Consider the following 14,021-nt stretch of genomic DNA (forward strand, 5'->3'; position numbering starts at 1 on the left):
CAGCGCACACCGTGCGCTGTAGCAACGGGCGCTCTCGGCGCACACGTTGCAGATTGACGCTAGCCGGGGCACCGGCATCCGGCTAGGGCCGTGATTTCAGATAGTGAAACCCGGTCAGACCAGCCGATCTGCACCCAACTGAAGCGACAGGCGAGCCGCTGCAGCCTGCATCCGTTTCATGATGGCGGGCACGTCGGCCGGCGTGGCATCCGCAGGCGCGGACACCGCCAGCGACGCAATGACGCCAGGAGCGCGAACCGGCACGGCAAGGCAGTTGAAGCCGAGGACGTACTCCTCGTGGTCGACTGAGGCGTGCTTGTGCTCGCCGAGTTGGTGGAGCAGGACCCGCCGGTCGCAGATCGTGTTCGGGGTGAGCTGCTCGAGTGGATGCCGCGACAGGTAGTCGAGCCGGTCCGCCTCTTCCAGCTCTCCGAGGATGCGTTTGCCGAGTGCGGATGCGTGTGCGCTGTTGTCGAGCCCCACCCAGACCTCGACACGGGGGCTGTTGACCGCGTCGACGATGTCGACCAGGTGCACCTCGCCGTCGGTGAAGCGGGAGAGGTAGGCGGTGGCGCCGAGTTCCTCGGTCACCGACCTCAGGGTCGCTCGGACGCGGGCGATGAACACGCCGTCCTCATCGCGTGCCCGGAGGCTGGGGAAGCGGTGGCCGAGCACGAGGCCGTCGGGTTCGCTGCGCAGGTACCCCTCATGGATGAGCGTGCGAACGATGTTGTACGCCGTCCCCAGCGTGAGGCCGGAGGCCCGCGCGAGTGCCTTCACCGGCATCGGCCGGTTGGCATTCGCCACGACATCGACCAGCTGCAGTGCCCGTTGGATGGACCCCAAGAGAGTCCCGTCCCGTTCCCCGTTCATCATTTCCCCCAGGTTCAGGCTAGCTGTATTCAGAGCACTATTTACGGCATCCGTCTTCAGGTCTAACGTGAGTGGCATCACGTGAGAGAGGAACCACGATGGCTACGACGCTTCCTGAGCCGGTGGCCCGTCTGCTGGCTGCGGCCAACTCCGGAGACACGGAAGGATTCCTCGACGTGTTCGCCCCAGACGGGAGCGTCAACGACTGGGGCCGCGTGTTCACGGGCCGGGACGAGATCAAAGCGTGGTCGGATGCCGAGTTCATCGGCGTCGACGTCAGCCTCGACGTGACGGCCGATATCACCACGGGCGAGTACTCCACGATCACCGCCACCGTCGGCGGGCGCGGCTTCAACGGGCAGAGCCACTTCAGCTTCACGGTCACAGACGATCTCGTCCAGGAGATGACGATCACGGCGTGAGCGCTCGTCCCGCTGGTCGGTGCGCTGCTAGGTTGGCGCCATGGAATCAGGGCTTATCGGCTGGCATCTTCTCATCATCCTGGGCTGCCTCGCGCTCGCGGGTGGAACGATCGCCCTCTGGATCGTCGCCCTTCTGCAGATCACGAAGTCGTACCTCGACTCGACCGCGAAGGCGATCTGGGTGCTGATCGTCGTCGTAGCGCCGTTCCTCGGGGCGCTCGCCTGGTTCTTCATCGGCGCGCAGCAGGCGCCGCCGCTCACCAGACGCTGACCGGCATCCGTGCGGCGGCGCCTTCTAGCCGGGGTGCTGTCTCCAACCGCGGAGATTTCGCTGCAAAGTGTCGGATCCGGCCCGATCGGCCGCTGTTCTGACCGTTTCTCCGTAGTTGCGAACACAGCCGCGGACCGACGGCCGGGTTTCGGGAGGACAATCGCAGGGTTTATCTCCGATACGTGGACTGACCCCCGATTTTCCTCCCGAAGGTGGGGCATCCGTCGCCGTCGGGGCGAAAGCGCCCACCGATAGGCTGGGAGCGCCGTCAGTACCGCCGGCGCCAAGGAGAGTCATGGATTTGCTAGCCACCCTGTTCAGCCCCGTCGTCCTGGCGGTCGTAGCAGGGATCATCCTGCTGCTGATCATCATTGCGTTCGTGCAGAGCCGATACAAGATCGCGCAGCCAGACGAGGCGATCATCGTGACCGGGCGCCGTGCGCGCAAGTCCGTTGGAGTCGACGGTCGCACGATCACCGACCTGACCGGCCAAAAGGTGGTGCAGGGTGGCGGTGTCTTCGTCGTCCCGTTCCTGCAGAAGCAGTTCTCGATGTCCCTGCGTTCGCGGGCCATCGGCATCCAGGTGGTCGCGCAGACCCGCAACGGTGTGACGATCCGCATCGAGGCCGTCGCCGTCGTGAAGGTCGGCGACAGTGACTCGGCGATCCGCTCGGCCGCCCAGCGGTTCCTCGGGCAGGACAAGCACATCGAGCCGTTCACCCAGGAGGTGCTGTCCGGTTCGCTGCGTTCGTCGATCGGTAACCTCACCGTCGAAGAGATCATCCGCGACCGGGCCGGGCTCGCCGAGCAGGTCATCGAAGCCGCTCGCACCTCGCTGCTCAACCAGGGTCTCGACGTCGACACGTTCCAGATCAAGGAGATCGCCGACGACAAGGGCTACATCACCGACCTCGGTCGTCCGGAGCAGGCCCGTGTGCGCCAGGCAGCCGAGATCGCCGAGTCCGTGTCTGCGCGTGCATCCGAGCAGGCCCGGATCGAGGCTGCTGAAGCAATCGCAGACGCCAACCGTGAACTCTCGCTGAAGAACGCGTCGATCAAGATGGAGACCGACAAGGCGCTCGCCGAAGCCGAGGCCGCGAAGCCGCTCGCCGAGGCATTCGCGCAGCAGGGCATCCTGCAGCAGCGTGAAGTCACCGCCCAGCGTGAGACCGCACTGCGTGAGCAGCAGCTCAACGCCGACGTCCGCAAGACGGCGGATGCCGAGTCGTACCGAATCCGCCAGATCGCCGAGGCGCACGCCGCCCAGGTCGTTGCGGAGGCCAAGGCCGACCGTGACCGTCGTATCGCCGAAGCCGAGGCCACCCGCGCCGAGGGTGAGGCCGAAGCGGCCGCGATCTTCGCCAAGGGTGAGGCAGAGGCCCGTGCCACCGAGCTGCGCGTCGCCGCTCTCCGGGACGAGTCCGAGGCCCTGCTTCAGCAGCGCGCCATCGAGATCCTGCCGGAGATCGCCAAGCAGCTCGCCTCACCGTACGCGGCCATCGACAACCTCACCGTCATCTCCACCGACGGTGCATCGCACCTCTCGAAGCAGGTCGTCGGCGGAGTCACCGAGGTCACGAAACTGCTGAAGGATGCCACGGGTATCGACCTGGCGAGCATGCTCACCGGTGCCGTCGGTGGACGCGCCGCCGCAGGCACTGTCGGTCGCGGCAACCGGGGCCCGAGTGCGTCCGCTGCACCCACGGCTGAGCCGACCGCCGAACCCGCGGCAGCACCTGCCGCGGAGTAGCCGCCGGGTCGCCGGTGCGACCAGCACGACACGAGGACGAAGGCCCGGGAGAAGGAAGCGGATGTGATCCGCGTCCTTGTCTCGGGTCTTTTCGTGCCCAGGACCGATGGCTGGTGGGCGACCGCGCCGACGGCATCCGAGGGCACCGCGATAATGGGGCCATGAGTCCTGTGCGCAACACGAAACTGTCCGTCATCGGTGCGGGGAGCGTGGGGTCGTCGCTGGCGTATGCCGCGCTGATCCGCAATTCGGCGCGGGAGGTCGCTCTCTTCGACGTCAACGCCGCTCGCGCTGAGGCTGAAGTGCTCGACCTCGCGCATGGAACGCCGTTCACCGGCTCGTCGCGGATCACCGGCGGTGGCGACATCGAGGTCGTGGCTGACTCGGACGTGGTCGTCGTCACGGCGGGCGCCAAGCAGGAGCCAGGGCAGACCCGGCTCGACCTGGCCGGGGTCAATGCGCGGATCCTCGAAAAGCTCATGCCGCGACTCGTCGAGCTCGCGCCGCATGCAGTGTTCATCCTCGTCACGAACCCCTGCGACGTGCTCACCGTCGTCGCCGATCAGCTCGTCGATCTGCCGGCCGGGCGGCTGTTCTCGTCAGGTACGGTGCTCGACTCGGCCCGGCTCCGCTGGCTGCTGGCCGAGGCCGCCGGCGTCGCACCTCAGAACGTACACGCGCTCATCGTCGGTGAGCACGGTGACAGCGAGTTCCCGCTGTGGTCGGATGCCACGATCGGCCAGACCCCGCTCCGCGACTGGACGGACGAGAACGGCACCCTTCTCTTCCCGCGCGAGCGGCTGGCATCCCTCACCTCGGATGTCGTGCACGCCGCGTACAAGATCATCGAAGGCAAGGGGGCGACGAACTATGCCATCGGACTCTCGGGCGCGCGGATCGTCGAGGCAGTGCTGCGCAACGAGCGGGCGATCCTGCCGGTGTCGAGCGTGCTGCACGGCTACCGCGGGATCGAGGGCGTTGCGCTCAGTGTTCCGTCGATCGTCGGGTCGAACGGCGTGGAACGGACGCTCGACGTTCCGATGGACGACGTCGAGCTCGACCTGCTTCACCGGTCGGCCGAGGCGCTGAGGGCGTCGGTCGCGCACCTCGGCTGATCCCGTCACGCGAGTTGCTGGGTTTGCAGCGGTTCGGGCGGGGCCCGACCACCCCAAACCCAGCGACTCGCGGGAGTGGTTGAGAGTCAGTCGGTGACGAGCACGATCTTGCCGCGCACGTGGCCCTGCTCGAGCTTCTCGTAGGCCTCTGCGGCACGCTCGAGCGGGAAGACGTCACTGATCGGCAGCTGCAACTCACCAGAGGCGAGCAGCTCGGCGACGTGGCTGAGGTCCTCGCTGGTCGCCTGCGCTCCACCGATGTGGGTCGCGCCCCGGTCGGCCGGGCCGTGGGTCGCGATCGTGTTGATCCGCTCGATCGGAACGCCTAGTTCGAGGCCGGCCTCGATGGTGTCCGGTCCGTGGTTGTCGAGCACGGCCGTGTAACCCTGCGGAGCCGCCTCCTTCAGCCGCTCGACGAGACCGTCACCGTGGGCGACCGGGATCACCCCGAGAGAACGCAGGAACTCGTGGTTCGACGGGCTCGCCGTACCGACGACCGTCGCACCGGTCCGGACGGCGAGCTGTGAAGCCAGCACCCCGACCCCACCAGCGGCTGCGCTGATCAGCACCGTGTCGGCATCCGTGAGGTGAAGTGACTCGACGCTCGCCCACGCGGTGCGTCCGACGACGGTGATGGCCGCAGCGACCTCGAACGACAGATCGGCAGGCTTCGAAACGAGGATGCCGTCGGCCGGCAACACGATGAAATCGGCGAGGGCGTGGTTGCGGGCTCCGCCGATCACTTCGTCGCCGACGGCCCAGGAAGTGACGCCATCGCCGACCTGCTCGATGATTCCGGAGAAGTCGTTGCCGGCGCCCGAGGGCAGGGTCGCGCCGTAGATCTTCGCCGCAGGACCGCGGAAGATCTTGAAGTCGACCGGGTTGAGTCCGGCGGCCTTGACGCGCACGACGACCTCGCCCGGGCCGGCCTGCGGCTTGTCGACGGAGATCAGGTTGAGGACCTCTGGCCCGCCGAACTCGGTGAACTGGATGAATCGTGGCATGCGTTCCTGCTTCCTGCGCGGCGACCGCGCGTCTTCAAGTGTTACGCCGGAGCATCCGTCGTTGTTCCCGCCATCGTCACATTTTCAGGCTTCAGGGCTATCCCGCCCGCCCACAGCGGCCATAGCATGACGCCCGTCGACCCACTGAGAATCCAGCAGGAGGAGCCACCATGAAGGCAGCAATTCAGAATGAATATGCGTCGCCCGTCACACTCCGTTTCAACGTGGATGATCCGCTGCCGGTCGGCGACAACGAGGTGCTTATCGCGGTGCGCGCGGCCGGTGTCGACGCCGGCGTGTGGCACACCACGGCGGGCAAGCCCTACCTGTTGCGGTTGTTCCTCGGCTTCACCGGTCCGAAGCAGCCCATTGCGGGTCGGGATGTCGCCGGTCAGGTCGCTCAGGTCGGCAAGGCGGTGACGCGATTCGACGTGGGCGATGAGGTGTTCGGCACGACGTTCGAGGGCAGCTTCGCCGAGTTCACGAAAGTGGGCGAGGACCGCCTCGCGCACAAGCCGTCGAACATCAGCTTCGAGCAGGCGGCGGCGGTTCCCATCTCCGGCTGCGCGGCGCTTCACGGACTGAAGGATGCCGGAGGGCTGCGCGCCGGCGAGAAGGTGCTTGTGCTCGGAGCGGGTGGCGGGGTCGGATCGTTCGCCGTGCAGATCGCCGTCGCCCTCGGCGCGACGGTCACCGGGGTGTGCAGCACGTCGAAGGTCGACTTCGTGCGGTCACTCGGCGCCGACCGGGTGATCGATTACACGCGGGAGGACTTCACGGATGGAACTGAGGCCTGGGACGTCATCCTCGACACCGCCGGGCACAACTCGCTCTCGCGACTGCGCCGGGTGCTGCGGCGCGGGGGCACGCTCGTGATCGTCGGCGGGGAGGGCGGCGGCCTGCTGCTCGGCGGCTTCGGTCGAGCTCTTCTGGCTCCGGTGGTGTCGGTCTTCACGAGCCAGTCGATGAAGGGACTCGTCTCTGATGAGGACCAGCCCACCCTCGAAGTCCTGCGTGAAATGCTCGAGGCCGGCAGCATCACGCCGGTGATCGACCGGACCTTCCCGCTCGAGGATGCCGCAAAGGCGATCGCGTACGTCCACACCGGCAAGGCGCGGGGCAAGGTGGTCGTGACGGTCTAGCCCCCGCCGATCGAGCTTGTCGAGATCAAGGCCCCGCTCGCTGGAGGAGCGCTGCGACGAAGCGGAGGGCCACGGGCTGTACGCCACCCGCCGGCTTCAGTAGCATGGCGGCTCAACCAGGCCCGCACGAAGGAGTGCTCCATGCAGAAGATCGTCCCCTCGCTGCTGTTCGACGACGAGGCTGAAGAAGCCGCCACGTTCTACGTGTCGGTGTTCGAGAACTCCGAGATCACCGACGTCTCCCGCTACGGCGAGGGCGCGCCGCTACCGGCCGGCACGGCGCTCGCCGTCTCCTTCGTCGTGGACGGTGTCGAGTTCCAGGCGATCAACGGCGGCCCTGATGTCACCTTCACCGAGGCGACGTCGTTCTCGGTCAGCGCCGAGACACAGGAAGAGATCGACAGGCTGTGGAACACCCTCACCGCTGACGGTGGCGAGCCGAGCATGTGCGGCTGGCTCAAGGACAAGTACGGGCTGTCGTGGCAGATCGTGCCGCCGATCCTCGGCGAGCTGATGAACGACCGGGATCCGGAGAAGTCCGGTCGGGTGATGCAGGCCATGCTCGGCATGGGCAAGCTCGACATCGCCGAGTTGAGGGCCGCCTACAACGGGTAGGCGTTCCTACGGGATCTCGACCGGCTCGACGGCGGGGTCGGATGCCTTCTGCCGCGCCCGGTGCGCACGCACCCGTTCCCGGGTCGCGCACGCCGGTGACGGGCAGTAGCGGCGGCGTCCGGACGGATCGGCGAACACGAACCGGCACCCATCGGCGGCGCACTCGTGGAGGTGCCGGCGTTCCGGACCAGACAGGTGCAGCGAAGCTTCCCAGGCGACGCGAGACAGAGCATCCGTCGTGGTCGCGGGCTGCGGCATCCGCAGTTCACCGTCGACCAGTGCAGGAGCCGGTGGTGGGGTGAGGAACGGCCCGAGCGCATCGGTGGCTGCGCTGTCTGGCGTGTCATTCGAGGTGACGGCGAGAGCCAGCACACGGAGTGCTTCCCTGAGCGCCACGGCCGACTCGAGATCCGCGTCTGATGGCGGAGTGGTCGGCGCCAGGTCGACGGCAGTGAACCACTCGGCGAGGCGGTCGGCATCGAAGAGGCGCTCGATCGGATGCGACGTGAACGCCTTGCCTCGCGTGGCTAGGAAGTTCAGCCAGGTCGAGCCTCCGTCGAGGCGGAATGTCATGAGATCGGATGCCATGTTCCCATTGTAACGGGTATTGCGTTACACTCGGTAACGTCTCAACCGTTACACCTTTCGCAAAGGCAGAAAATCATGCACTCTCTCGGACGCCGGGCAAGCTTCTGGGTCGCCGCGGCCGTGGTCGCGATCGCCCTCTGGACCAGCGCAGCACCCACGGTCAGCTACCCGCTCTATGCGGCCGAGTGGAACCTCACCCCGGCGGTGACGACGGCGATCTTCGCGGTCTACCCGCTGGTGCTCGTCATCGTGCTCGTACTGTTCGGAAACCTCTCCGACTACATCGGCCGCCGGAGGACGATCCTCTACGGCCTCTCCGCGTCCCTCGCCGGCGTGCTGCTGTTCGCCCTCGCGCCGAACGTCGGCTGGATCTTCGTCGGTCGCGCTTTGATGGGGATCGGGGTCGGCCTGTCGCTGAGCCCCGCGACGGCCGCGATGGTGGAGTTCAGCGCGCCAGGCCAGGAGAGGCGGGCGAGCTCGACCACGACCGCGTCGACCGCGGTCGGTCTTGCGCTTGCCACCCTCGTCGGCGGTGCGCTCATCGAGTACGGGCCCATCCCGACGCATCTCAATTTCTGGGTGCTGTCTGCTGTCGTTGCCGGAGTCGCTGTCGCCGCGTGGTTCCTTCCGCGCCACACGGCGGCCGAGGCAACGGGGCGGTGGCGCCCGCGACCGCTCGTCGTGCCGCGTGGTCTACGCGGCAGCTTCGCCATCTCGGCGGCGGCCGTGTCCGGCGCCTTCGCACTCGGAGCCCTCATCCTGTCGCTCGGAGTGGACATCGCACAGGAACTCATCCGGTCCGACAACGCGCTCGTGAACGGCGCAGTCCTCTCACTCAATGCCGTCGTCATCGGAGCCAGTGCACTCCTCGTGCGACGGTGGCGCTCTGACCTGATCATCGTGCTCGGCGGTGTCACGACGGTGATCGGTGTCGGCCTGTTCTTCCTCTCGTCGGTGGAGCACTCGCTGGCACTGTTCCTCGCAGCGGGAATCGTGGCAGGCTTCGGCTACGCCGCCCTGTTCTCCGGCGGACTCGGACTCATCAGCGCGGCGGCGCCTGCGCACCACCGCGCCGGAACCGTGTCGAGCGTCTACCTCGTCGCGTACTTCCTGCAGGGATCGATCGCACTGATCCTCGGAGCGCTGGCGACGGCATCCGGACTGCAGCTCGCGCTTGAGATCGGCGTGGCCGTTGTCGCGCTGCTGAGCATTGCCGCGGGGGCGCTCGCCGTGACGGTGGGTCGGCAGCGGGTGCTCGCGACGGCGTAGCTCGGCAGACCCGCCCGCTGGTCCTCGCCGCCGCTCCCGCTCCCGCTCGCTGGAGGAGCGCCAGCGACGAAGCGAAGGGGTCCACGTAACATTCTCGACAGATGACGTAACCCGGCAATCTGCCCCGCAGAATCGGCATCCGTCGTCATATTGTCAGCGGCCGTGATCGTCGGTGGCAGGATCGAATCATGAGTGAGACCCTCCCGATCCTTGATTTCTCCCGACTGGATGCCGGCGCTGACGAAGCGGCCGCATTCCGTGCCGATCTGCTGCGCGCGACCCACGAGGTCGGCTTCTTCTACCTCGTGGGCCACGGGGTCGACCGCGGACTGATCGACGACCTCCTCGACGTGTCGCGTCGCTTCTTCGACCTGCCCACCGAGGAGAAGCTCAAGCTCGAGAACGTGCACAGCCCGCAGTTCCGCGGTTACACGCGGGTCGGTGGCGAACTCACCCACGGCGACGTTGACTGGCGTGAGCAGATCGACATCGGACCGGAACGGGATGCCGTCGAGCCGGCCCCAGGGACGCCCGACTACTGGCGCCTCGAAGGCCCGAACCTGTGGCCCGAGGCACTGCCCGAGCTGGAGGAGATCGCGGTCAAGTGGAACGACGAGCTCAGCCGGGTCTCGCTGCGGTTGCTGCGCGCCTGGGCGGTGTCGCTGGGGGCGCCCGAGGATTCCTTCGACGCGGCGTTCGCCGACAAGCCGTTCTCGCTGACCAAGATCGTGCGGTACCCAGGTGAGTCAGACACCGAGCGCAAGCAGGGCGTCGGTGCGCACCGTGACGGTGGGGTGCTGACCCTGCTGCTGGTCGAGCCGGGCAAGGAAGGTCTGCAGGTCGAGCACGACGGCGAGTGGATCGATGCGCCATCGATCCCCGGGGCGTTCGTCGTGAACATCGGCGAGATGCTCGAGCTGGCGACCGGCGGCTACCTCAAGGCCACGCTGCACCGGGTGTTCTCTCCCCCGGTCGGGTCGGACCGCATCTCGGTGCCGTTCTTCTTCAACCCGGCTCTGGACGCGACGATCCCGCGGCTCGAGCTGAGCCCGGAGCTGGCGGCGAAGGCGCGTGGACTGTCGGTGGATCCGACGAACAGCCCGATCCTCGACACCTACGGTGACAATGCGCTCCGGTACCGCCTGCGGGCGCACCCGAATGTGGCGGAGATCCACCACCAGGATCTGCTCGTAGCGCGCTGATTGGGTTCCAGCCGCTGGTCGGGCGTCACTCCGCTGATCGAGCTTGTCGAGATCAAGGCCGCGGGTCGCCGGTCGTTACCTGCCCGCACCGATGTAACGGTCGTCGATGCCGGTCTCGGTGTTCGTCCCTACGAGGTACCCGGACGATTTCACACCGTCCAGGAAGCCCCACGTATCGATGATTTTCCAGTGACCTCTGGATCCGAACTCACCGAATACGGCGGTCAAGCGGACATCGACGCCCCCTCGCCGCCAGCGCAGGTGAACTCCTTCACGCCCGCGTATACGCCACCCCACGACGCGAAGTGCGTCTTGCTCCTTCCCTCAAGAACCGTTCCGGTGGCGCAACCGGGAATGTTGCCTTCGAGCGCGCTCACCTCTTGGCCGAAGACAGTGTGCACGGTCACGTCTATTGGAATGGGCTGCAGTGTCGCGTTGACCGGGCCTACAGTACCGACCGCCAGAAGCGTACCGAGAGCGACGCCCGTCGCGCTCGCCTTCGCTATCGACTTCTTGAACATTTTCTTGCCCAATCTTCGGGCACCGTTGCCCAACCGCTGGGACAGTACGCCCTTGAGCGGAGCGCCTCCAGCCCCTCCGCGAGTTGATCGACGAAATAGGCGATGGGTCGACCTCACGGACGAAAACGAACAGCTACTCAAGCCTGGTTCGCTAAAGCAGTTTTCCCGCATTCCGCCGACTCTTGGCTTCTCTCAGTGCTTCGTGTATTGACGTGAGCGGCCACGATTCAGCGTGCTCCAAGAAGTAGTGCGAGCGGACGCGCCTGGTGCCAAAACCAAGGCGAACGTTCTTGTGTCCCACTCTCCAGCCGAGCTCGCGAAGCTCACGGAGTCGCTTCTGCCAATCCTCCTGGAAGGCGCCCATCGAGGCCACCACGCTTATGAGATCGCCCGGGACAAGTTCACCGTCGAACGCCTTCAGAAGTTCGCCGATGCGCCTGTGTGGCTCAGGAAACTGTGTAGCCGTTTCGATCTGCGATGCGAACACTTCGTAGCTTGAAAACCAGTCTTTCTTGCCTGCGTTGCATTCAGTACAAAGCGGTTGCAGGTTATCCTCGTCATTAAGCCCACCCCATGACTGTGGAAGTTTGTGATCGACTTCGAGTTCTACGCCATGAACAAGTGGCCCACGGCCACACATAGCGCAGCGTTGAGGCGAAAGAACCCTCGCCCGGAGGGCTTTGCTGATTCGCACGTTCTTGCTGGATTTCGGTGATTCTTCCCACGCGACAAGTTTGTAGCCGGGTCCTCGTTTCCCTTTTATCGGGATCTTTTGGATCTCGAAGTAGACATAGAGATCTCGTACTCGCCGGTCGATCTGGGTTCGCGCTCCCGAACCCGACGTGGACGTTAGCGCGAGGTCGAACTCGCGAATCTCGTTCATGGTCGGCGGATTTTCTCGTCGCCCGTGGAGGTAACCGTAAAGCTCCAAGTGGGAGACACCGAGTCCGTCGAGGCCGGAAAGTACGACGTCACTGGGCTCCGGAAGAAATCGCCGTTCGGGGAGAGTCCTCGCGGTCAAATCTGTAATCGCGTCGTTGTTCACAGGTAGCGACGTTAGCGTCGCACAATATTCCTCTCCAGCCCCAGTACGGGACAGCTCAGGTTGTCGATTCGGGAGTGCCTGTGTCTGGCTCCTGAGTTTCGATGCGATGGCTAGGCGCCCCGCCCTGGGCTCGCACGCCGTCGATTCCGCAAACTTAGACCGACTCCCGTGCGCCGGTACGTCGATGTCGGACGCCCCGCTTAAGCTATTCACATGAGTTCGAACCTTTCCGCCATTGAGATCTGCGCCGGTGCCGGTGGTCAGTCGTCCGGACTAGAGCAAGCGGGTTTCGGACACGAACTCGCGCTAGAGATCGATGTGGACGCGGCTCAGACTCTCCGTCGGAATCGACCGGAGTGGAATGTCGTCACCGATGACGTTCGTAACCTTAACGGTCGGGATTTCCGCGGCATTGACCTCCTCGCTGGTGGTGTCCCCTGCCCGCCCTTTAGCCTCGCGGGCAAGCAACTCGGTGCCGACGATGAGAGGGATTTGTTCCCCGAGGCTCTGCGGTTGGTGCGTGAGGCGAAGCCGCAAGCTGTGATGCTCGAGAACGTGAAGGGCTTGGCGTCTGCGCGGTTCGAGCCATACCGGGCACAGATTCTTGATGAGCTTGAGCGCCTGGGCTACGCGTCCAGCTGGCAGCTCCTCTTCTCTTCCGAGTTCGGGGTGCCTCAGTTGCGACCGCGATTCATCCTTGTTGCGCTCCGGCGATCAAAGATGAAGAAGTTCGAATGGCCGCGCCCAGTGAACGCTATGACGACCGTCGGCCAGGCTCTGCGGCCGCTGATGGGTGCGAATGGGTGGTCGGGAACAGAGCAATGGGTTCGTGGTGCCAATGGCATTGCGCCTACCGTCGTGGGCGGATCCAAGAAGCACGGTGGCGCGGACCTCGGGCCGACCCGTGCGAAGGCAGCTTGGCTTGCACTCGGGGTTGACGGCAAGGGAATTGTGGAAGATGCCCCGAGCGCGGACATGCCGGAGACACATATCCCTCGGTTGACCAATCCCATGGTCGCGCGGATCCAAGGGTTCGACCCATCCTGGCGATTCGAGGGCCGCAAGACTTCGGTCTACCGTCAGATCGGGAATGCTTTCCCGCCGCCCGTGGCACAAGGCGTTGGCGTTGCGATAGCGACAGCGCTCGGAGCAAAGTTCGCTGTACCCGAAGCAGCCGAACTTCGCGCCGTGGGCTAAGCCACGATGTGCGATTAATCGTCAGGCGCGGTTGCTTAACGAGGTAAACGTTGGCGCAGGCGTGTTCACGGACTCGCCGGGGGACACCGCTCGCCACCACTTTCCGTCGAGCATTGCAGAAGCGATGTCCATCGAGGTGGCGGGGACCACGCGAACGCTGACGAACTCGCCCGGCTCGGGGACGGCTATTGCCAGGCTCTCCGCAAGGTGTCGTTGGGCGCTGTAGTCACCGCCGAGGATCAGGTAGCCCTCGGGTCGCAGCTTCTCGCGCGCGCCTCCGTTCTCTCTCACCCGTTTCATAAAATCGTCCTGTTGCGCAACGGTAGCGATGATCGATCGCGAGAGGCGCCGGTTCGTTGCGACGCGGAACAGCTCGTTGATCCGCTGTTGGCCGCTCGACGAGGCGAATATCCTGTCGATCGCTGCGGGTGGCAATTGGGCTAACGCGTTCGGCTGCATCGGTGCATTGCGGTGCAGCCAAGTAACGTTCGCTCGGCCACCCGAGTTGAGACCTGTCTTCCTGTCTCGATTCTCGCTGAGGCGACGGTTCGCGAGGGTCGCACGGATAAGCCCAAGACTCCACACGGATTTCTGATCGTCTGCCTGCGCGACCAAGACGAGTTGCTCAAAACTCTCAGGAGGAAGCATCCACGCACCCGTGTGCGAGTACTTGCAGTCCACTTCGCTGCCGGCAATTCGGTAGTCGAGGAGATTCCCGTCCTCGAACTTGAACGCGCGCTGAAGGTTGATCTCGATCAGCGTCCCGAAGTGGGTCTTCTCCGTCTTGAAGAGTTGGTCAACGCGAAATCGTCCGGTCCGTTGCCCGTCATACAGTTGGTCGAACGTTTGCCGGAACACTTTTGCTGCAATGACGCCATCGGGGTCAAGCGTCTTCAGTTCCACGATGACGTCTTCGAGGGCATGGTCTGGTGGCGAACCGGGCACATCGTCAAAGAGCGTCATGTGATCACCATAGGGCCAAGAATGTCGTGCTCGTGGAGCGGGAT

15 protein-coding genes are annotated in these 14,021 nt (G+C 65.3%); 9 read left to right on the forward strand and 6 right to left on the reverse strand.

What is annotated here, in order from left to right:
- Positions 1-114 precede the first annotated feature (114 nt).
- Positions 115-846, reverse strand: coding sequence for an IclR family transcriptional regulator (locus tag AC1M2K_RS06440; RefSeq protein ID WP_480240296.1), 732 nt, complete (start codon positions 844-846; stop codon positions 115-117).
- 125 nt (positions 847-971) lie between these two features.
- On the opposite strand from AC1M2K_RS06440, the gene AC1M2K_RS06445 reads away from it, so the two are divergent.
- From AC1M2K_RS06445 to AC1M2K_RS06460, 4 genes are all read left to right on the forward strand, one after another.
- Positions 972-1,295 carry a nuclear transport factor 2 family protein gene (locus AC1M2K_RS06445; protein WP_480240297.1) on the forward strand — a complete coding sequence of 108 codons (324 nt, stop codon included), beginning with the start codon at positions 972-974 and terminating at the stop codon, positions 1,293-1,295.
- A 40-nt stretch (positions 1,296-1,335) separates the two neighbouring features.
- Positions 1,336-1,566 (forward strand): PLD nuclease N-terminal domain-containing protein, encoded by a 231-nt coding sequence (locus tag AC1M2K_RS06450; RefSeq protein ID WP_480240298.1) that lies wholly within the window; start codon positions 1,336-1,338, stop codon positions 1,564-1,566.
- A 295-nt stretch (positions 1,567-1,861) separates the two neighbouring features.
- Positions 1,862-3,316 carry a flotillin family protein gene (locus tag AC1M2K_RS06455; RefSeq protein WP_480240299.1) on the forward strand — a complete coding sequence of 485 codons (1,455 nt, stop codon included), beginning with the start codon at positions 1,862-1,864 and terminating at the stop codon, positions 3,314-3,316.
- Positions 3,317-3,477: 161 nt separating this feature from the next.
- On the forward strand, positions 3,478-4,431 hold the full coding sequence (locus tag AC1M2K_RS06460) for an L-lactate dehydrogenase (RefSeq protein ID WP_480240300.1): 954 nt from the start codon (positions 3,478-3,480) through the stop codon (positions 4,429-4,431).
- Positions 4,432-4,517: 86 nt separating this feature from the next.
- Here the strand turns inward: AC1M2K_RS06460 and AC1M2K_RS06465 are convergent, their stop codons facing one another.
- Positions 4,518-5,435 carry an NADP-dependent oxidoreductase gene (locus AC1M2K_RS06465; protein WP_480240301.1) on the reverse strand — a complete coding sequence of 306 codons (918 nt, stop codon included), beginning with the start codon at positions 5,433-5,435 and terminating at the stop codon, positions 4,518-4,520.
- Positions 5,436-5,605: 170 nt separating this feature from the next.
- On the opposite strand from AC1M2K_RS06465, the gene AC1M2K_RS06470 reads away from it, so the two are divergent.
- The gene (locus tag AC1M2K_RS06470) at positions 5,606-6,577 is read left to right on the forward strand and encodes an NAD(P)-dependent alcohol dehydrogenase (protein WP_480240302.1); all 972 of its coding nucleotides are present in this window, start codon (positions 5,606-5,608) and stop codon (positions 6,575-6,577) included.
- 141 nt (positions 6,578-6,718) lie between these two features.
- Positions 6,719-7,192, forward strand: coding sequence for a VOC family protein (locus tag AC1M2K_RS06475; protein WP_480240303.1), 474 nt, complete (start codon positions 6,719-6,721; stop codon positions 7,190-7,192).
- Positions 7,193-7,198: 6 nt separating this feature from the next.
- Here the strand turns inward: AC1M2K_RS06475 and AC1M2K_RS06480 are convergent, their stop codons facing one another.
- A complete protein-coding gene (locus tag AC1M2K_RS06480) occupies positions 7,199-7,780 on the reverse strand; it encodes a CGNR zinc finger domain-containing protein (protein ID WP_480240304.1) in 582 nt (193 codons plus the stop codon).
- Between the two features lie 75 nt (positions 7,781-7,855).
- On the opposite strand from AC1M2K_RS06480, the gene AC1M2K_RS06485 reads away from it, so the two are divergent.
- Positions 7,856-9,049, forward strand: a complete 1,194-nt coding sequence (locus AC1M2K_RS06485; RefSeq protein WP_480240305.1) for an MFS transporter — start codon at positions 7,856-7,858, stop codon at positions 9,047-9,049.
- A 188-nt stretch (positions 9,050-9,237) separates the two neighbouring features.
- Positions 9,238-10,251, forward strand: coding sequence for an isopenicillin N synthase family dioxygenase (locus AC1M2K_RS06490; protein WP_480238830.1), 1,014 nt, complete (start codon positions 9,238-9,240; stop codon positions 10,249-10,251).
- A 224-nt stretch (positions 10,252-10,475) separates the two neighbouring features.
- On the opposite strand, the gene AC1M2K_RS06495 is transcribed toward AC1M2K_RS06490, so the two are convergent.
- Entirely contained in the window at positions 10,476-10,772 is a 297-nt protein-coding gene (locus AC1M2K_RS06495; protein WP_480240306.1) for a hypothetical protein, read from the reverse strand.
- A 151-nt stretch (positions 10,773-10,923) separates the two neighbouring features.
- Positions 10,924-11,817 (reverse strand): HNH endonuclease, encoded by an 894-nt coding sequence (locus AC1M2K_RS06500; protein ID WP_480240307.1) that lies wholly within the window; start codon positions 11,815-11,817, stop codon positions 10,924-10,926.
- A 213-nt stretch (positions 11,818-12,030) separates the two neighbouring features.
- On the opposite strand from AC1M2K_RS06500, the gene AC1M2K_RS06505 reads away from it, so the two are divergent.
- Complete coding sequence (locus AC1M2K_RS06505; RefSeq protein ID WP_480240308.1) at positions 12,031-13,014, forward strand: DNA cytosine methyltransferase; 984 nt, start codon at positions 12,031-12,033, stop codon at positions 13,012-13,014.
- Positions 13,015-13,035: 21 nt separating this feature from the next.
- Here AC1M2K_RS06505 and AC1M2K_RS06510 read toward each other — a convergent pair whose 3' ends face one another.
- On the reverse strand, positions 13,036-13,977 hold the full coding sequence (locus AC1M2K_RS06510) for a NaeI family type II restriction endonuclease (RefSeq protein WP_480240309.1): 942 nt from the start codon (positions 13,975-13,977) through the stop codon (positions 13,036-13,038).
- Between the last annotated feature and the right edge of the window lie 44 nt (positions 13,978-14,021).

The sequence above is a fragment of the Mycetocola sp. Y171 genome (assembly GCF_056713165.1).